This is a genomic window from Mariniphaga sp. (assembly GCF_041687215.1).
Lineage (GTDB): Bacteria > Bacteroidota > Bacteroidia > Bacteroidales > Prolixibacteraceae > Mariniphaga.
In genome coordinates this window covers 1-20,161 of sequence record NZ_JAWLCI010000013.1, presented here as the reverse complement: position 1 = coordinate 20,161, position 20,161 = coordinate 1, and the positions used below count along the sequence as shown (strand labels likewise).

Annotated in this window: 11 protein-coding genes; 1 reads left to right on the top strand and 10 read right to left on the bottom strand. The window is 36.7% G+C overall.

The annotated features are described in order from the left end of the window. Nucleotides 1–265: 265 nt before the first annotated feature. The 10 genes from ACESMA_RS07000 to ACESMA_RS06955 all read right to left on the bottom strand — a co-directional run bounded on the left by ACESMA_RS07000 (nucleotide 266) and on the right by ACESMA_RS06955 (nucleotide 19,320). Complete coding sequence (locus ACESMA_RS07000; RefSeq protein WP_372948067.1) at nucleotides 266–3,784, bottom strand: right-handed parallel beta-helix repeat-containing protein; 3,519 nt, start codon at nucleotides 3,782–3,784, stop codon at nucleotides 266–268. Nucleotides 3,785–4,103: 319 nt separating this feature from the next. After that, nucleotides 4,104–8,738, bottom strand: coding sequence for a right-handed parallel beta-helix repeat-containing protein (locus tag ACESMA_RS06995; protein ID WP_372948066.1), 4,635 nt, complete (start codon nucleotides 8,736–8,738; stop codon nucleotides 4,104–4,106). Nucleotides 8,739–9,145: 407 nt separating this feature from the next. Next, entirely contained in the window at nucleotides 9,146–11,494 is a 2,349-nt protein-coding gene (locus tag ACESMA_RS06990; RefSeq protein ID WP_372948065.1) for a GumC family protein, read from the bottom strand. Between the two features lie 34 nt (nucleotides 11,495–11,528). Beyond that, nucleotides 11,529–12,377: a polysaccharide biosynthesis/export family protein gene (locus tag ACESMA_RS06985; protein ID WP_372948064.1), complete on the bottom strand. Its 849-nt coding sequence runs from the start codon at nucleotides 12,375–12,377 to the stop codon at nucleotides 11,529–11,531. 125 nt (nucleotides 12,378–12,502) lie between these two features. Then, entirely contained in the window at nucleotides 12,503–12,865 is a 363-nt protein-coding gene (locus ACESMA_RS06980) for a BT0820 family HAD-type phosphatase (protein ID WP_372948063.1), read from the bottom strand. A 98-nt stretch (nucleotides 12,866–12,963) separates the two neighbouring features. Beyond that, on the bottom strand, nucleotides 12,964–14,982 hold the full coding sequence (locus ACESMA_RS06975) for a polysaccharide biosynthesis protein (RefSeq protein WP_372948062.1): 2,019 nt from the start codon (nucleotides 14,980–14,982) through the stop codon (nucleotides 12,964–12,966). An 89-nt stretch (nucleotides 14,983–15,071) separates the two neighbouring features. Beyond that, a complete protein-coding gene (locus ACESMA_RS06970) occupies nucleotides 15,072–16,538 on the bottom strand; it encodes a class I adenylate-forming enzyme family protein (protein WP_372948061.1) in 1,467 nt (488 codons plus the stop codon). Between the two features lie 97 nt (nucleotides 16,539–16,635). Next, nucleotides 16,636–17,169: a UpxY family transcription antiterminator gene (locus ACESMA_RS06965; protein ID WP_372948060.1), complete on the bottom strand. Its 534-nt coding sequence runs from the start codon at nucleotides 17,167–17,169 to the stop codon at nucleotides 16,636–16,638. 64 nt (nucleotides 17,170–17,233) lie between these two features. Next, nucleotides 17,234–17,506: a transposase gene (locus ACESMA_RS06960; RefSeq protein ID WP_372948059.1), complete on the bottom strand. Its 273-nt coding sequence runs from the start codon at nucleotides 17,504–17,506 to the stop codon at nucleotides 17,234–17,236. Between the two features lie 932 nt (nucleotides 17,507–18,438). Beyond that, nucleotides 18,439–19,320, bottom strand: coding sequence for an ATP-binding protein (locus tag ACESMA_RS06955; protein WP_372948058.1), 882 nt, complete (start codon nucleotides 19,318–19,320; stop codon nucleotides 18,439–18,441). 79 nt (nucleotides 19,321–19,399) lie between these two features. Between ACESMA_RS06955 and ACESMA_RS06950 the strand changes: the two genes are divergently transcribed. Further along, a complete protein-coding gene (locus ACESMA_RS06950; protein ID WP_372948057.1) occupies nucleotides 19,400–20,104 on the top strand; it encodes a Crp/Fnr family transcriptional regulator in 705 nt (234 codons plus the stop codon). The last annotated feature ends 57 nt before the right edge of the window (nucleotides 20,105–20,161 follow it).

Here is a 20,161-nt window from a genome sequence, read left to right as displayed (position 1 = left end):
CAATTCGAGGATTAGCTGGCTGCGAAGAAGAAATCTATTGAACTTTGAGATTGTCAAGTCCAACTTCAGTTCCCGACCTTTATCGGGTCAAGTTACCTATACGGCCTGCGGCCAGACAATGACGATTATACCTTCCCTTATTTTAATGTTTAAACAGTAATTGCAAGTACAAGAATGTAATGATCCTTGGTTTTACTGGAATTCATTAATCGTTTATAGACTTTTAGTTTAAGGTTTCGGAGGAAAATTATACTGATAAATCTTATCAATTAATGATTAACTTTTTGACAGTGTAGTTTTCACCGGAAGTAACCTTAAGTAAATAGAGTCCGGTAGATAAAGACTGAATATCCAACACTTCCTGTGTAGATTGCACCTGGCGAATCATCAGTTGTTTCCCTGTTATATCCGTCAGAATGATTTGGGTTCCCGTTTCAGGCAACTGAGAAAATTTTATCATCACTTTCTCACTGGCCGGATTTGGATATATATCCATTGCAATTGAATTAAAAGCAATAAATCCGATAGTTTCCCGATCGATAAAACGGACAAAAACACTTCCATGTTTTTGGTATTTCAAATTTCCTTCAATAAGTTCAAACTTAGGCCGAGATTCTACACTTTTATTCATATGCCAGATTCTAAGTTCGATGGGTTTTCCTTCTGTAAAACCATTGATAATCTCATTATCTGAAACCGATGTTTGAATACTAACAGCATTATTGGTTATATTTGATGCGTTTATTTTAACTGTACCAACGCATATTTCACCATCAAAAGCAGCAATTTCATCGCCAATTTTTAAATCTGATTCATCCAGATTTTTAATATTAATATTCATGTGGCCCGAACCATTTCCTTCAAACACGGTCTTAAAATTTTCCGTTTTTGTTTCGTTCGCCAAAATCAGTCCTGATTTTGAATAATTTGCAGGGATGGTAAGTACACCATTTTGGTTTACCTGAACAAGATATCCCTTTCCTGCTTTAAAGTTTCCAATCCCATTGATCCATCCCATCAGATTACCCCAGTTTTCAATGGAACTTCCCTGTTCGTCCTGCACTTTTTGTAGGATTCCCGCATTAATTAAAGGCTGAATGACTTCCATCGCATCCATCACTCCATTATATGGAAATGAAATAATATTCCATCCTTTTTTAAGTTCAATATTTAAAGGTAACTTTACCGGATGCCCTTTAATTTCCAATACACATGAAGAGTGTACCCTTATTTTATAGCCTTCGGTTACCTGTATTTCTCCTATATCATTGATCCATCCATTTTCACTTTGCCGGTAAGTTTTTCCATTCTCATCCTGAATTTCAATTAAAAGATTATTTATTTGAAGATTTTCAAGCACATCCTCCAACGCTAAACCTGATGGAATTAAAGAGGAAGAAAAAATATTCCAGTCTTTTTCCAAAACAATGGATTGGATTTGATGCGGATGTACAAATAATGACGTCGTAACGATACTGTCGCATCCGGTAACTGCTGTTAGTGTTCTTTCGTACTGGCCGCTTTCTGACCAACCATTGTAGTTTTCTCCTTCCAAAAGATATATGTCTTCGGAAACATAATAAACCAAGTTAACCGTCAGGTTCGTGGTGACTATGCTGTCGGCACCTGATGCGGAGGTCAATGTACGTTCATGTTCGCCGGATGTTGTCCATTCCTCATAGGAGTTTCCTTCACAGATTTCAATGTCTTCTATAGTATATTTATTCAATGCTACCGTGAGATTCGTAGTAACAATGCTGTCGCATCCTGTTATAGCCGTGAGTGTCCGTTTGTACTGTCCGGTTTCCGTCCACCCGTTGTAGTTTTCCCCTTCCAAAATAGAAATGTCTTCGGAAACATGAACAACCGGGTTAACGGTCAGGTTCGTTGTTACAACACTGTCGGCTCCTGATGCAGCAGTCAATGTGCGTTCGTACTGACCAGATTCAGTCCAGTTTTGGTAACTTTCACCATCACAAATAGAGATTTCTTCAGTAGTGGATTTTGTTATATCTTCATCGCTTTTTTTTTGCGATTCATACGCTCCAATGTGTGGCGTTTCTACTATCGGATTTCCTAAAATATCTTCCTTTAAACCTACATCAACCCCATTATTAATTGCCGGACTGCCCGTTTGCAGGGTAAAATCTTTATCAGCAGCATCGGTAAACAATGGGTCGCCGGTTTGTGCGCTCGGTTCAAAGTCTGTTATGGTTGCCATTGAATAATTGATGCCTTCATAATACAAAACATTACCACTAGTTGTATACCACAAGTTATTTGAAGTTGTTAAAAATCCACCAACTGTTGACATATGCCTTACATTTGCTGTTGCCGTATTACCTGTGAATATGTTATTTTTAAGAACAAGTGGAAATAGTGCAGAAGTCCATATTGCTCCCTGCGTATTATTATAAAAGGTATTGTTAAAAATATCCACTGAACTTACAGATGAAGTACTACTATTATGGTATAAAGAAATCCCAGAATGATCTGCCTCAGCAATCATGTTGTAAGCAATAAGTAGATTGGTGCAGGAGTTATGCCCATGAATGGATGCACCAATACCGTCACCATCTACTACACCGTAAATATAATTGCGAAATATTCTTAAATTATCTGATGATCCCCATCGAAGCGTTGTATCTGCATATAACTGAATAGCATCGTTAAATATTTGATTTGTAATCGTATTTTGATAGATGTCTGTATTATCACACGATGTAATACCAATTGCATAATCTTCGGAAGCATCTACGGGGTCACCATTACCATCAAAAGTATTATTATAAACCACAGCAGAATCTAACATTTGAATATACAAACCGGCGGCATTATTATAATTAAATTGATTTCCGTGTATATCCACATTCGTAATATGGGTTGCTTTACTGGCTGTTCCAATTAAAAACCCATGATCACCAGAATAATTACATTGATTATTGGTAAATGTAATATTTGATATTCCTGTTATTGAGCTATGAATCCTTATGTTTCCCCCCTCTTTATCACTCTCCCCGTTCCTCAAAAAAATATTATTATCAATAGTTAAATATGGACTGTTTAAAAAATAAGCACCGTAACGACCACTTTTCTGAATTGTACATTCCCTGATTGCTATATTGCTGCCACTTGACGACCGTACAGCCCCGCTATTCGATATACTTTCGTTAGAATGTTGAATGGTTAAATTTGATAATGTGATGTTTTCATAGGAACCCAAATCAACAATTTGTTTTCTTTGTCCAAGCTCTACATTTCCGCTGGGGTCATTTGCACTATAAATTGAAACAACATCAGTTTCGCTGTCATAGTACCAATCGCCTTCAGAGGTACAAGCCCCTAAACTTGTTTGTGGAATCCCAACAGTACCATTTAAATACATTAAATTAGGAGTTGTTGTTATCCCTGCTTTTTTCCAAATATTGGCCGCATAATTTGTCATTCCACTAATTATATCCGCACCATCTATTACAGGCTTTGCCCCACTATCATACGCTCCAAAAACAATCGGGTTGTCGGAAGCGCCTGAAGACGGAACTTTTAACCCTTCCCTCCAAACTCCGCCTCTTTCAAATAAAATAGAGTCGCCGGGTGCAAATTTGGTATTATTCACTTGGTTAATGGTTCTCCAGGCCGTTTCCGGCGCTGTTCCTGCATTGGAATCGTTTCCGGAATTACTGACGTAATAATTTTTGGCATTAATGGAGAACGTAAAAAACAAAAGCAGAACAGGCAGACAAACAATAGTCCAGGGGTTTTTCGCTACAAAATATTTTTTCATTTGTGTACCCATATTCACACAAAAGATAAGGTACAAATATATGAAAATGTTTACTTAAAAGACTACTTTTTTTTTCAGCGATTCAACTTATGTCATGTTCATTTTAAAATATCGGTTTGGTTTAAGGAAGAAATCTACCGGTATATTGAAATTTCCTAACGGTTTCTGTCCACCTAATTCATTAAGACGGGCGGTCAGTGGGCTTATCTTCGTGCCTCAGATTGCCAATTACAGATTTGTTTTTTATGCGCTTAGCGGTTTTGAACCGCTTAGCGCATTCACTCGTGGTACACGGCTGTTTTAAATAATTCGTTCAATATCAATTGATCATTAACTTTCTGACCGTATAATTCTCACCGGATATGGTTTTTATCAAATAGATTCCTGCAGGTTGTGACCGGATGTTCAATACTTCCTGCGTTGATTGAACTTCACGAACCATGAGTTGTCTTCCGGCCATATCGGTCAGTTCAATTCTGGTTCCCCTTTCAGGCATTGGGGAAAAACGCAGGGTAACGTTATCACTTGCCGGATTCGGAAACATGTCAATCTTCATCGATTCAAAATCATTCATTCCGGTTGTGGTTTGAGCGGTCATCTCTACAAATACACTGGCACGTTTTTGATAAACCAGATCTCCTTCAACTACCGCTGATTGCGTTTGAGAAACAGCGCTTTTATTGATGTGCCAAACCCTGATTTCTATGGGGTTTCCTTCCGTAAAACCATATTTCCCATCCGGTTCTGCAGCAGAAACAGGAATACTTACCGCATCATTCATTAAATCCGATTCGGTTAACTTTACCGCACCCACACAAAATCCGCCATCAAAAGCAGCTATTTCATCGCCGGTCCGAAAATGGGTTGCATTTAATTCAACCATGTTAATGTTCATATGATCCATCCCATTTCCTTCGTAACATACCTTAAAATTATCCGGTTCCGGTCTTTCTCTGACAAAAATTCCTGATTTTTCTGTCCATTCATGTATAGTTAATATGGCATCATACTTTGCGTCAATAACATATCCTTCACCTGCCTGAAAGTTTCCAATTCCATTTACCCAGCCCAAATTACGCCACTTCTCAATGGAATTTCCTTTCTCATCCTGTACTTTTTTTATCGCATTGGCATCTATTAATGGTTGGATAACCTGCATGGCATCCACCGAACCATTTATGGGGAATGATATCAAATTCTCTCCGCGTTTGAGTTCAATGGTGACGGGCAGGCTAACAGGAATACCCGTGATTTCGATGACACACGACGAATTAACCTGAATTTTATACCCTTCTGTTTTTTGTATATTACCTATATTATTGATCCAAACATCATCGGTTGATTTTAAACTCATCTTTTCATAAGTATTTGGCACTTCGTCTTCAACGATGACCAGCTCTCCTCCATCCGCAAGAGATTTCATTACCGAATCCATCGATGCGTGTGTTGGATTTAACCAGGTAGAAAAAACATTCCATCCCTTTTCCAATTCAATGGTTTGGGTTTGTAGTTCTTCATCTGGTTCAGGAGTTGGCTCCACTGTTAGATGGGTCGTTACAATACTGTCACAGCCATTTACTGAAGTTAATACCCTTTGATATTCTCCTGTATCGGTCCAGCTCAGGTAGTTTTCTCCTTCGTAAATCGTAATATCCTCGCTTGTATATTTTACCGGATGAACGGTAAGCCATGTGGTTACCACACTGTCTGCTCCTGAAGCAGCGTTCAGCGTTCGTTCATATTCTCCTGAAATGGTCCATCCTTCGTAAGACTCACCCTCACAGATTTCAATCGCTTCAGTTGTGTGAATGGTTTGCAAAACGGTGAGATTGGTGGTAACAATACTGTCACAACCTGTAACTGATAATAAATTGCGTTGAAAGGTTCCTTCTTCAGTCCAGCCATTGTAACTATCACCTGAATAAATGGTAATGTCTTCAGTTACGTAATAATCCGGATGAACTGTAAGCATTAATATAACTGTTGAATCACAACCGTGAATGGTCTGGAAAACCCCGGTGTATTCGCCGGGTTCAGATAGCGCTTGAGAACCAAAAGGGTATATTTCGCCTTCGCAAATGGCATCTTCTGAAGTTACCGAATAAACCGGATTTATAGTTAAATAGGTTACTACAATACTGTCTCCTCCTGAAACGGACTGCAAGGTGCTTTCGTATTGGCCGGAGGTTGTCCAGCCATGGTATGAACTTCCTTCGCAAATTGAAACATATTCCTCCGTAAATGCAGTTGCAAGTACACTTAAGTTGGTAACAACTGTGCTATCGCAGCCTTGTGTAGAAACAAGGTTCCGTTCATAAACTCCTGATTCTGTCCAGCCCATATAGTTTTCACCTTCAACGATGGTTATGTCTTCAGTGGCATATTCTGCCGGATGAACTGTAAGCAGTGTTGTTACTACACTGTCTGCTCCTGAAGAAGCTGTCAGTGTAAGTTCATATTCTCCTGATATGGTCCAGCCTTCATAAGATTCGCCTTCACAAATTTCGATTTCTTCGGACGTATGAATCGTTTGCAAAACGTTAAGATTCGTTGTGACAATACTGTCACAGCCGGTTGAAGCAACCAAAGTCCTTTCGTACTGTCCGGATTCTGTCCAGCCTTCGTAGGATTCTCCTTCGTAAATAGTAATATCTTCAGTATTATATTCTGCCGGATTGACAGTTACAGTAGTTGTTATAATACTGTCGCAGCCATTAACGGTTGTAAGGTTGCTTGCATGAACGACCTGGGAGGTAATGTTGCTCTGTGTAGTTCCGTCAGGGAAAGTATAACTGCTGCCTGAGCAAACCTCGTCTTTTTCGGTGATATCATAAACCGGGTTGACGGTAACAGTTGTTGTAATGATGCTGTCGCAGCCATTAACCGTTGTAAGGTTGCTTGCATGAACGACCTGAGAGGTCATGTTGCTCTGTGTAGTTCCGTCAGGGAAAGTATAACTGCTGCCTGAGCAAACCTCGTCTGTTTCTGTGATGTCATAAACCGGGTTAACCGTCAGGTTGGTTGTTACAATGCTGTCAGCACCTGATGCAGTTGTTAAAGTGTCCTCATACTGACCTGTTGTTGTCCAGGTTTTATATGATTCTCCTTCGCAAATTGAAATATCTTCAGTGGTATATTTTGTGATAGCTTCATCGCTTTTTTCTTGTGATTCATACGCCCCAATATCCGGGTTACCAGCAATAGAATTACCTAAAATATCATGTTTCAACCCTACATCAATACCGGCGTTAATTGCCTGGCTGCCGGTTTGTAAAGTAAAATCTCCATTGGCAGCATCGGTGAATAACGGGTTAACAGCTATGGCACTTGGTTCAAATGTAGTAATCGTTGCCATTGAATAATTGGTGCCTTCATAATACAAAACATTACCACTCGTTGTATACCACAAGTTATTTGAAGTTGTTAAAAATCCACCAACTGTTGACATATGCCTTACATCTGGTGTTATCGTATTGCCTGTGAATATGTTATTTTTAAGAACAAGTGGAAATAGTGCAGAAGTCCATATTGCTCCCTGCGTATTATTATAAAAGGTATTATTAAAAATATCCACTGAACTTACAGATGAAGTACTACTATTATGGTATAAAGAAATCCCAGAATGATCTGCCTCAGCAATCATGTTGTAAGCAATCAGTAGATTGGTGCAGGAGTTATGCCCATGAATGGATGCACCAATACCGTCACCATCTACTACACCGTAAATATAATTGCGAAATATTCTTAAATTATCTGATGATCCCCATCGAAGCGTTGTATCTGCATATAACTGAATAGCATCGTTAAATATTTGATTTGTAATCGTATTTTGATAGATGTCTGTATTATCACACGATGTAATACCAATTGCATAATCTTCGGAAGCATCTACGGGGTCACCATTACCATCAAAAGTATTATTATAAACCACAGCAGAATCTAACATTTGAATATACAAACCGGCGGCATTATTATAATTAAATTGATTTCCGTGTATATCCACATTCGTAATATGGGTTGCTTTACTGGCTGTTCCAATTAAAAACCCATGATCACCAGAATAATTACATTGATTATTGGTAAATGTAATATTTGATATTCCTGTTATTGAGCTATGAATCCTTATGTTTCCCCCCTCTTTATCACTCTCCCCGTTCCTCAAAAAAATATTATTATCAATAGTTAAATATGGACTGTTTAAAAAATAAGCACCGTAACGACCACTTTTCTGAATTGTACATTCCCTGATTGCTATATTGCTGCCACTTGACGACCGTACAGCCCCGCTATTCGATATACTTTCGTTAGAATGTTGAATGGTTAAATTTGATAATGTGATGTTTTCATAGGAACCCAAATCAACAATTTGTTTTCTTTGTCCAAGCTCTACATTTCCGCTGGGGTCGCCATTTTCTGTATAAACGTACAAATTATTCGTTCCGCTATCCCAATACCAATCTCCTTCTGAGGCACACGCTCCAAGACTTGTTTTTGGGTAACCAATAACTCCATCTAAATACATGAGGTTCGGTTGAATAGTTACCGCAGTTTTTTGCCAAATGTTAGAGCCTGCTAAAGTCATTCCACTTATAATATCTGCGCCATCCATTACAGGATTTGCCCCACTACCATACGCTCCAAAAACAATCGGGTTGCCAGAAGCGCCTGATGACGGTACTTTTAACTCTTCCCTCCAAACTCCGCCTCTTTCAAATAAAATCTGGTCGCCGGGTGCAAATTTAGTATTATTCACTTGGTTAAGGGTTTTCCACGCCGTTTCCGGCGATGTTCCGGCTTTGGTATCGTCTCCGGAATTACTGACGTAATAATTTGTGGCATTTACTGCCCAGTTAATAAATAGAAAAACAACAGCTAAAGAAAGCGTTCTATTTCTGTAAAAAAATTTTTTTCGTGTACCCGTCTTTTTGTAAAGAGCTGTGTACTCCTTCTTCATACATTTGTCTAACATGGTTTTGTCGAATTAAAAGCGTCCAAAAATTCAATTCAAAATTCTGTTGACAAATGTAGAGGTGTGCTGTTTTTCTAAATCATTCTATATGCTTATTATTGTTTTACTATTTACTGATTTTGGTATAGGTGAAATACTTATGATATGGGTGAAATACTTATTGTTTAAAGTTTATTGAGCCGGGAGCTGTAAGTTTTTACCCCCAACCCCCAGGGGGGAGTTTGATCCTGCTTCATTGTTGATTTGCGGTTCAAAATATATGAGGAGATTTTAAATTGTTACACTATAAATGTGCGTTGGTTCACCCCTTGGGGGCCGCATGAAGTTCGGTACTGCATGTATTTCAAACATTGCACGTGCATGCTATGTTAATAAATTGGGAAAAATTCTGCTTACTTTTGATAATACCCATATCCCATTTGCTCACTCACCAGTTTGTTGTCGTTTATAAGCAGATTTACATTTTTAATGTTTTTATTTTTTAATTCTTTAAGTACTAATCTCAATAATTTCTTTTTGGTGACATTGTATCGTGTAACTATCAGGCTAAGGTTGGAGTATTCAATAATTGTAAGTGCATCCGAGACTTGTGCCAGCGGAGGAGTATCAATTATTATGTAATCGTAGTTTTCTCTTAAAAATTTAAAAAGATCGGCCACAATCTCTTTCTCCATTAAATCTAAAGGATCAGGAGGAACCGGTCCTGAATGGATTATGTCGAGGTTTTTAAAATCAGTTTTTTGAATAATTTCGTTTAGTGTTAATTCTTCATTTAAAAAAAGACTTAGCCCCACCGTTTTATTTTTGTTCTTTATAACCGATTTAGAATTTCGAAGGTCAAAATCCAGCAATACTGTTTTTTTCCCCATTTGCGCATAAGAAGAAGCGATATTGAGCGCACTAAAAGATTTACCTTCGCCCGATATGCAGGAAGTTACCAAAATCGTTTTGTGTAAGCTGCCATTCAATGCAAAATTAAGATTGGTCCGTAACGTACGAAACGTTTCTGCTGTTTTACTTTCCGGGGAAGAAATAAAAACATTTTTTTCTTTTTGGTTATTGTAATGAAATATTTTGCCAATCACGGCAGCATTGGTAATATTCTCAATATCTTCCTGTGTTGTAATGGTTGTTTTAAATAAATTCAATAATAACAAAATGCCGGTGGGTATTCCAATACCCAAAAATAGAGCAAGAATGTAATTACGCATCTTATTAGGGAAAACCGGTACTGATGAACTCAAATGGGCAGGTTCCATAATCATATTGTCAGGCAAATTAGAGGCTTTGGTTATTTTAGCTTCGGCCTGTTTTTGGAGCAAATAGTTGTAAATGGAATTATTCAAATCATAGTTTCGCTGTATTCCACCCATCTGCATTTGTGTTTTCGGTAAATTACTTATCTCATTTTCTATTTGTGCAATCCGGTTTTGCATTTCGTTAATCGAAATCTCATTGCTCCGGGCTGCTGCTGCAATATTTTCGGCAATGGTTTTTTTAAGATTATTTATTTGTATATTAAGCCGGTTTACAATGGGGTTACGCTCCTGATTATTATTAATCATGTTGGCCTTTTGAGCTTGAGCTGTAGAAAGTTCCCGAATCAAATTGTTGAGCAACGGATCCTGGACTCCCATGGCTGATGGCGGAATAATCTGTACTTCATCTGAACTGTTGGCATTATACTCTTTGATGTATTCGTAATAACGTTTCTGTGTCATGAGTTCAGCCAATTGATTTTGTAAATCCAATCGCTGTTGTGACAATCTGGTGGATTGTTCATCCACATTCATCATTTTGTTTTGAGACATAAATTGCTGAAGGTTATTTTCTGTAAGATTTAAGGACGCAGATATCTCATCCAATTGCCCCTCAATATATTCGAGGGTCATATTGGCCAGGTGATTCTTTTTCTCCAGGTTGGATTCAGAATAAACCTGGATTAATTCATTGATTATATCTATACCAAGTTGAACAGAATTAACTTCCATACTTATTTCAACTATAGTTGCCAGTTCGTTAGGAATGTTATATTCCAATCTTCCTTTCATTTGGCTCACTATCTGTTTATTGGTGGAGAGCCTGAAGGCGTAAAATATATTGTTTTGTAATAATAAACTATCATTATCATTTATGGTTATCAGAAATTTGAAATCTTCTGTTTCAACTATTTGTCCCAGATTGCCTTTAATATCTAGATCCAAACCCTCTTTTGCTCTGATTATTTGACCGGTAGTATAATTATAAACCATGCCATCTTGCTTCTCAACCTTTAATGAATAACTTCCATCGGAATTCAAATGAATATCAAAAACAGGACCGACCAATTGCTGATGTTCTTTAAAAATGAATACTTTGAAAGGTACTTTTTTATAAGCATTGTGATACTGATAATTTTTATATTCATAATAGGATACTTCCAGATTTAATTTCTCAACTGCCTGTTCAATGATTGGATTGGATTTAAGAATTTCCAATTCATTTTGCAGGTTTTGATTCCTGACGAGCAGATCGCTGTTTATATAACTGGTTTCATCTCTTGATATGTTTCTTTCCGATTGATCTTTCAATAACAGAGTTGCAGATACTTTATAGGTTGGTAAAGCATAATTATTATAAGCATAAGCCATAGCTAATGCTATAATAATGCATAGCAAAATAATCCAGCTATTTCTAAATAACAGGCTAACTATTTTTTGAATATCCTTATTGTTTTGTTCCTGCAATGTAGAATGATTCATAATGAATATTGTAAATGATGAATGTTTTTAAATATTATTGACCAAAAACGGTGTAAAACAGGATGCCGGTTGATAATGTTGATAACAAAATTTGAAATGGAAACTGGCGCATACCCCAGAATTTTTTGCGCATGGGTTTCACATATATCACATCGTTTGGCCGAATATAATAGTGTTCTAAAGCCATCAATTCGGATGATGTCAAATCAATATTGATTCGTATGTTATTTCCGTTTTCGTTACGAGCCAGGATTACATCATTACGGTCTCCATACTCAGTAATATCTCCGGCAAGGCCAAGAGCATCAAATACGGTAAGTTTTTCCTGCGAATAGGAAAAATGACCAGGGTTTCGAACTTCTCCCAACACTGAAACAAAGCGGTTTACTAATTTTACGGTAACTGTTGGTTGGCTTAAAATATTCTCCAATGAATCCTGCAGCATGGCACTCACCTCAGGAACGGATTTATTCTCAACTAAAATATTTCCCAGAATTGGAAGTTGTATATAACCTGCTTTGTCAACCGGATATGACATAAGAGATGCACTATAAGGCTGTAAATAACCACTCTGGTTACCAGTTTGTACGCCGACTTGCTGAAAGACATTTGTGGATGGGTCGTCCAAACTTTTAATCTGTATGTAAAGTTCGTCTTTGGGTTTTAATTTATAATCCGGTACTTTGGCCTCAGAAAAGATTTTGATATCTCCCTGCTGATTGGATTTATCACGCAGATATTCTACATTTCGTTGCGTAACACAGGATGAAAAAAGTAACACAATACTTAAAATTATTAAAGGAAACAGTTTAACCTTTTTGTAAAACTTTCGGCGTTTCTTTATTCCCAAAGCTTTGGGGTGTTTTTCTTTAAAACTATTCATTTTTATACTATTAAAATTGTTTGATTTCTAAGCTATAAGATGCTCCGAACGAATCCCTCCGGGAGAACTCGCATGTATTTTAATTATTCTCTTGGGCGTAAATATTTTACATGCTCGTTTCATTTTTATTTATGAGTTTTCATTTTATCGTTTTTTTCTTTTATGAGTTCGTATATTTTTCCCCATTCGGGAATACCCAGAAGGTTGCGATCATCGATATATACATCAGCATAAATTTTTCTACTGTAGGAATTATCATATTCTTCGTCCTCAGAATTACTATTCACGGCATGAAACGTAAGTCCCTTTTTTTTACAAAATTGAATGGCATCTTCCAATTCTTTGCCTGAACGATAAGTCCAAAGGATTATTTGGTGTCCTTTCTCCTGCAAAAGTTTTAATGTTTTTATTGCAAAAGGTATTTCTTTCCCAATTGATGGGTATTTATGTTTTACAATAGTCCCGTCAAAATCGACTGCAATAATCATTATTATATTTTTTATTTTAGCAAAATTATTGGTAATTATTTTTCCGACCATTTAAACCTGCAGATTCAGTGATCGTGCAAAATCTTTTTTCCTGTAGTTCATCCATTTTTTTTCATCAATTCAATTGATTTTTTATACGCTACCAATTTATCAGGATTCAGCGTTAAATAGGGAGCTTTCCGGTTAATAAGAGTTTTAAGCTCTATGGGGACCGGTAGTTTTTTGTCCCCGTTTTTATAATGCGAGTTCATCGAAACATATTCCGGAACAATCTGCATCATCTGTTCTACCAATTCTTCACGGCTCATTTCTTCCAGGTTCACAAGCAAATCAGTAATTTCATTTACAATTTGCAGGTTAAATTTTATTATTTTTCCAATCAGTATTTTTTCATTGTGGGTAGGTTGTAATTCTTCTTTTTGTCCAATAAGTTCTTCATAGAGTTTTTCTCCGGGTCTCAACCCTATTGTTTCTATTTTTATATCCTTTCCCGGAATCAAACCTGAAAGTGAAATCATTTTTTTTGCCAGGTCATATATTTTCACCGGTTCTCCCATATCAAAAACAAAAATTTCACCGCCTTTGCCCATGAAACCTGCTTCGAGCACTAACTGACAGGCCTCCGGTATCGTCATAAAATAACGGGTAATATCCTTATGGGTAATGGTTACAGGGCCTCCGTTTTCAATTTGCTTTTTAAATAGCGGAACCACCGAGCCATTAGAGCCCAATACATTTCCGAATCTTGTTATAATGAACTGTGTAGATATTTTCTCTGATTGCACCAGTGACTGAATGTACATTTCGCTGATTCGTTTGGTAGCACCCATTACATTGGTTGGATTGACCGCTTTATCAGTTGAAATAAAAACAAATTTTTCCACTCCAAATTCGATGGCCAAATCAGCCAGGATTTTAGTGCCGCCAACATTTACCCGTACCGCTTCCGAAGGAAACTCTTCCATTAAAGGCACATGTTTATATGCTGCTGCATTGTAAACAATGGTTGGAGTATATTCTGCGAATACCTTTCTAAGTTTTATGGGATTGGTTACATCGCCAACAATAACCACAAAATCGGTATAATTTTTTTCACGAATAATTTCCTGTTGCAGGTTATACAAATCCGATTCTGCCTTGTCGTAAAGCACAACTCTTTTAACCTTAAAATCAATGAGTTGCCGAATGATTTCGGAACCAATTGAACCTGCGGCACCAGTTACAAGCACTACTGAATTTTTCAAACCGTTTTCGATTGTTTCTTTGTCAAGCTTAATTGTGTTTCTTCCCAAAAGGTCTTCAATGCTTATGGGGCGAATGGCCTTTACCTGAAGTTCGCCGTTGATCCAGTCTTTTAATGGAGGTACTTCTTTTATTCTAAGTTGATGCTTTAAACACTCGTCGGTAATTTCTGCTTTGCGCTTTTTGGATATTTTTGAATTATCAATTGCGAGAATAATTTCAGACACCTTATTTTCAGGAATAATTTTATTGAATGCTTTTTCTGGCGCATAAATAGGAATTCCCGATGTATATTTGTTATGCAAAGAAACATTGTCATCAATAAACCCTACAACCTTTATGTTTAATGAGCTGTCTGTCTTCAGGGTATTAAGGGTAATTTGCCCTTTCCAGCCTGCGCCGTAAATCATTATTTTTTGAGAATCTTTAGAACTGTTAAACCATAGCTGAGCTATCATTTTAACTGCCAGTCGCGACAGTATTAAAATTGTTGTAACCAAAAGAAAGTGAATGATAATCACAGAATAGGGTATCATCAGAATTGAAGAGATGCCTGTTTGTCTTGCCGCAAATGAAACAAGGGTTATAAAAAGGCCTGCGCACAATGTGGCGGAAATGATATGCATTACATCCTCTGATGTGCTGTGGCGCAAAATACCGGCATACGTTTTTGATATCCAGAAACACAGGCTAAAAGCGGGCAAAATAATCAACAGGTGGAACGTAGAAAAAAAGGTTTCAACATCCCCCAGGTCGAAGTTGAACCTTAACACATACGCTATAAACCAGGATAAGGATATTATTCCCAAATCAAAAAACAATACCATCCACCTGGGCATATAGTTTTTTGAAAAATAATGTATAATACGTTTCATTTTTTGTTTGTGTTTAATGAAGAAAAGTAATTTTGAGTATTACACTTTAAATGACGGTGGTTCGCACGGTCAAAAAAAATAGTATAGAATTAGTTATTGAAAACCTTAACTTTTTTTCCAGCGGAATTGATATTAAGTTTCTCTGTAAACTCGATATATTTTGGAACTTTATACATGGCAAGTTTGCCGGCACAGTAAGATTTCAAATGTTCTTCGGTGATGCTGTTTTTTGAACCTTTTTCAATAACAACAATTGCTTTTACGGCATCACCGGTAATATTATCCTGAATGGTTTCAATAGTACAGTCCACAACCTGTGGAAAGGAAACTATTACTTCTTCAATCTCCTTCGGACTAACTCTTTTCCCACCAATTTTTATGAATTCTTTATTTCGGGCAGTTAAATAAATGTATCCATCGCTATCAATTGTTCCTATGTCGCCGGTGTATAGCCATCCGTCTCTAATTGTGGCTTTTGTCATTTCAGGTTCTTTATAGTACCCAAGCATTATATTATCCCCTTTGGCAATAATTTCTCCTGTTTCACCTGGATGTACTTCTATTCCTCTCGGGTTTACAACTTTTAACTGAACGTCAGGAATTCCTTTACCAATTGATCCCAACTTACTTTTAAGTTCTTTCGGTTCAAGGTAAGAAAGTCGTGCAGTTGCTTCGGTCTGTCCATACATTACATAGAATTTAATTTCAGGAAAGGAATGGACAAATTCTTCAATAAAAACTGTATGCAATTTTCCGCCAGCTTGGGTAACATACCGAAGCGATTGAAACTCTGTGGTCTTAAAACTTTCCGATTTTCTTAAAAGAATTTGAAAATGACTTGGAACGCCTGCAAAACCTGTACAATTATATTTATTGATATCACTTAAAACTGAACCTATCAGAACGAAGTTATTGTTTAAAACCATGGAGCCTCCAACTCTTAAATGAGTGTGAAGCAGCGAAAGTCCGTAACAATAGAAGAATGGTAATACCGTTTCAATTGTATCATTTTCAGTCAGGTGGAGGTATTTTAGAATTGAATCTGTATTGGCAATAATATTTTTATGGCTTAAAACCACTCCTTTTGGTAACCCCGTTGAGCCGGATGTAAAAATTATTTGTGCAGGAAACTCTGCGTTAAATGCCTCTGGAAAATTGAAAAGGGTTTGATTTGCTGTTAACAGCAACAAGTTTTTTTCTGTTATTTTTTTTATTGAATTAGTTTCTATTCTATTTAAAACCCTGTTTTCAGCAAAGCATAGATCTGCTTCTGTTTTTTTGACAATGAAATCAAAATTTTGTTGCTCAATTGTGGGGTCAAGCGGAACACAAACATTACCAGACATCATTATTCCCAAATAACAAACAAGGAAAAAGTTATTGTTGTGGCTGATTAAAATAATATTTTGCCCCATACCAACAGTTTCTGAAAGGAAAGTTGCAAGTTTGGAACTTTGATTGTAAAGCTCATTGAAAGAGATAGTTTCCTTATTTCCCAGAATGAAGTCCTTTTGCCATTCAGAAGTTTTTTCAAATAAATATTGGGTAACATTCATCGGAACAGAGTTTTTTATAATCAATTAATTAAACCAGGAAATGTTTGACTGAAAACTTTAACTTCATCAATGATGGATTGGGGACATTCTCAAATATTCAGTTGTTTTCTGTTTTTCCCCTTTTTACAATCTTAATCTCATCTTTTTGGATATTCGCGTAAAGGTTACAACCCAGTGTTTCAATTCGGATTACAATGCGGTAATTTCCTTGTATTTTAACAATTTCTCCCTGCATCCCTTTAAACGGACCAACCAGGACTTCCACATTTTTACCCTTTTCAATGTTTTCCCGTGATAGAAAAATCTCCCTTTCTTCTTGTGCTATTAGAATTTTTATATTCTCAATTTGTTCCTCAGGTATGGTTTGTGGTTGCCCTCCAAACGAAACATATTTTACTGTACCTGGTATTTCAAGTACTTTAAAAAACTCAACGTGACTGACCTTAACAAAAAGGTAACATCGAAAAAATGGTTCCTCAATCCATTTTTTTCTGTCGCTCCATTGCCTTAACGATTTTTTAAGCGGCAAATAACACTCAATCTCCTGCTCTTCAAGAAATGTCAGAATTTTTTTTTCGGCATTTGGTTTCGTATATATTGCATACCACGCGTAAATGGGTTTTTTCAACATCGCTTCAAAATTTTTGTGGCAATTTACTAAAACCGATTTACTTATTGATCGCCAACCTGAGAATTTATTGAGACTCTTTCTTTTTTAACTGCGATTTCAGCATTAAATTTTCCATACTAAGGTCGGCAAACATTCGTTTTAGCCGGTCATGGTCTTCCCTGAGTTTATTCAAGGATTGAATGTCGGCCAAAGAAGGTCTGCTGTATTTCGCTTTCCAGTTATAAAAAGTAGCCTGACTAATCCCATAGTTTTTAATAATTTCATGAATTGGAGTGCCTTCCTTGTACTCTTGCAGAATTCTTTGAATCTCAGATTCTTTAAATCTTTTTTTTGACATACTTCATTTTTTGATTGAGTAAAACCAATTTAGTTGAATAATTAACTGGAGTAAATTTTCCAGTACCGGAGACGCACAAATATGTGTAAGAGCAAAAAAATGTGAAATTTTTTTCTTTTTCAATTGCTTAAAAATTCATAGGGATTTATAAAACTGGAAAAACATCTTATATCTGTAATTTAAATAGAATCAAAAATTCATTTTATTGAAAATGGAAAAAACAACTTGTATTCTATTGAAAAACTGTACTCTCGGAGGTTCAGAAATTCATGAAATTTTTGTGATTTAAACAGAGGTTCCCTACTGTCACCCACAATTTGGGTACATTAAAAATAAAATTGGTTGAAAATTGGAATTTCACAATTAAATTTCCATTTTAATTACAGATGAAAAGTTACAAAAAATAAACAAGAACACTACTTGGTATTTTTGATGAAAAACCTGGTTAATACATGTCAAATATGAATCCAATCTTTGTAATGATACTGATTTCAAGAGTTAACTTGTTTTAAAACAGCACTATATTATTAAGAAAAAAGAGTATTTTGTATTTTTTAATAATTCAAATAAATTTTCTCATGTGGACTTCTTGTCCTTATTTGGGACGACCATTTCTTTTTGACAAGTAATTTTAATATTAGAATTACTTGAATACTCTATTTTCAATTATTCTTGTTCTAAAAATGAAAATTACAATCAGCACTGAAATAGTACCGAATTATTTAATTATTTTAATAGTTTGGTTTATAAGTAATTATGTGAAATTAATATATTTTTCGGATATTATAAATTTATTCCGGAGGCAAATTTCATAAAAATAAAATTGGAAATTACAAGTATATTCTTATAAAAATTGGAAATTACAAATTAAATTTTTGTATCGTAATCTATGTCAGACGTTTGAAAATGGATGTACAATAGTCCGGGTTGAATTAAATGACCCACTCTTCTGAAAGCACTTCGCCCCGGGTGCTGATAACGGCTACTTTTACCGGTACGTTTCTTTCTGCGTTCGAAAGGGCGGTTTGCACCATGCCGATTAAACCGCCGCAACACGGAACTTCCATAATTACCACGGTTATTGTGTTCACCCTGGCTTCATTAATAAGGCGGATGAACTTCTGAATATAAATGTCTTTTCCCTGGTCGAGTTTCGGGCAGGCAATCACCATCTTTTTTCCTGATATAAATTTCCGGTGAAAATCGCCATGGGCAAAAGCGGCACAGTCGGCAGCAATTAAAAGGTCGGCCCCGTGAAAATAAGATGCTGCCGGATTGATAAGGTGCAACTGAACCGGCCAATGAGTTAATTCGGAAGTCATTTCTTTTTCCGGCGATGCCATTTTAAATCCGGCAGCACTGAATGATGCCGGCGTCGAACCGGGGCATCCGCCTGAGACTTGTTGATTTCCATGTTGTTTTTTGGGTTCGTTATGCAGCAATTCGTGAACTTCTGCTATTGGGAACGGCATATTTTCGCGGTTAGCTTTTATATAATCGAGTGCTTCTTTTAAATAAGCGGTTTCATTATGGTCCTGTAAATGTTTCAGGTGAGCAAATACGGTGTTTTTACCACTTTTTATCATTTGGGAAATCACGGCTGTTTCATCGTATTTTTCAGCTTCGCGCTTTTCAATGGTGATGGCTCCCTGCGGGCAGTGGCCAATGCAGGCTCCCAGTCCGTCGCACATGAGTTCGCTTACCAAACGTGCTTTCCCATCAATAATCTGAAGTGCCCCTTCGTGGCAATTTGGAACACAAACCCCACATCCATCACATAATTCTTCGTCTATTTTAACTATTTCCCGTATCATTGTTTCTATTATTTTTCGGAAACAAAAGTAGGGGAACCCTGTTTCCTGAATTGTATCATTTGTTACAAAATTTGCAAAAATGATGAATTACAAACTTTTGGCTCAATGTCCGGTTTTTAAAGAAATTCCGGAAGAAGAATCTAAAAAATTACTGAATGAGATTCATTACCAGATAAAAAATTTCCAAAAAGGGGAGATGTTGGCCCTTCAGGGTGAACCGGTCAACAGTCTGTTTATCATTCTATCTGGAAGTGTAAAAGGTGAAATGATTGATTATTCAGGAAAAACCATAAAAATTGAGGATATTGAAGCACCACGTCCTCTTGCCACAGCATTTTTGTTTGGTAAAGAAAACCAGTTTCCGGTTACGGTAGCAGCCAACAACGAAGTCAAAATTCTGGCTATCCCGGTACACGAGTTTTTAAAACTGCTGCAAAGAAACACCCAGGTGCTTGTAAACTACCTGAACAACATTTCCTCGCGGAGCCAGTTCCTTTCACAGAAACTTCATTTTTTAAATTTTAAAACGATTCGTGAAAAGGTGGCTCATTATTTCCTTCAGCAAACTGGTGAAAATCTGCATTCGTTTGAATTAAAATCTACTCAACAACAACTTGCTGAATTGTTTGGAGTTACCCGTCCTTCGCTGGCGCGTGTGTTGAGCGAAATGCAAAGAGAAAAACTTTTTATGCAGGAAAAGAAAACAGTTACCCTGCTGAACAAACAAAAGTTAAATGAAATTTTAAGGGTGCAGTTCTCATATTACGCAGTTAATTTTGTATAATACCTTTCAGAAAATTCATTCCAAAATCCTTTCCACCTGTTGGATTTTACGACTGTT

Coding starts and splice junctions, on each gene's coding strand:
- ACESMA_RS07000 (WP_372948067.1), bottom strand. CDS start 3,784: ATGAAAAAATATTTTGTAGCGAAAAACCCCTGGACTATTGTTTGTCTG.
- ACESMA_RS06995 (WP_372948066.1), bottom strand. CDS start 8,738: ATGAAGAAGGAGTACACAGCTCTTTACAAAAAGACGGGTACACGAAAA.
- ACESMA_RS06990 (WP_372948065.1), bottom strand. CDS start 11,494: ATGAATCATTCTACATTGCAGGAACAAAACAATAAGGATATTCAAAAA.
- ACESMA_RS06985 (WP_372948064.1), bottom strand. CDS start 12,377: ATGAATAGTTTTAAAGAAAAACACCCCAAAGCTTTGGGAATAAAGAAA.
- ACESMA_RS06980 (WP_372948063.1), bottom strand. CDS start 12,865: ATGATTATTGCAGTCGATTTTGACGGGACTATTGTAAAACATAAATAC.
- ACESMA_RS06975 (WP_372948062.1), bottom strand. CDS start 14,982: ATGAAACGTATTATACATTATTTTTCAAAAAACTATATGCCCAGGTGG.
- ACESMA_RS06970 (WP_372948061.1), bottom strand. CDS start 16,538: ATGAATGTTACCCAATATTTATTTGAAAAAACTTCTGAATGGCAAAAG.
- ACESMA_RS06965 (WP_372948060.1), bottom strand. CDS start 17,169: ATGTTGAAAAAACCCATTTACGCGTGGTATGCAATATATACGAAACCA.
- ACESMA_RS06960 (WP_372948059.1), bottom strand. CDS start 17,506: ATGTCAAAAAAAAGATTTAAAGAATCTGAGATTCAAAGAATTCTGCAA.
- ACESMA_RS06955 (WP_372948058.1), bottom strand. CDS start 19,320: ATGATACGGGAAATAGTTAAAATAGACGAAGAATTATGTGATGGATGT.
- ACESMA_RS06950 (WP_372948057.1), top strand. CDS start 19,400: ATGATGAATTACAAACTTTTGGCTCAATGTCCGGTTTTTAAAGAAATT.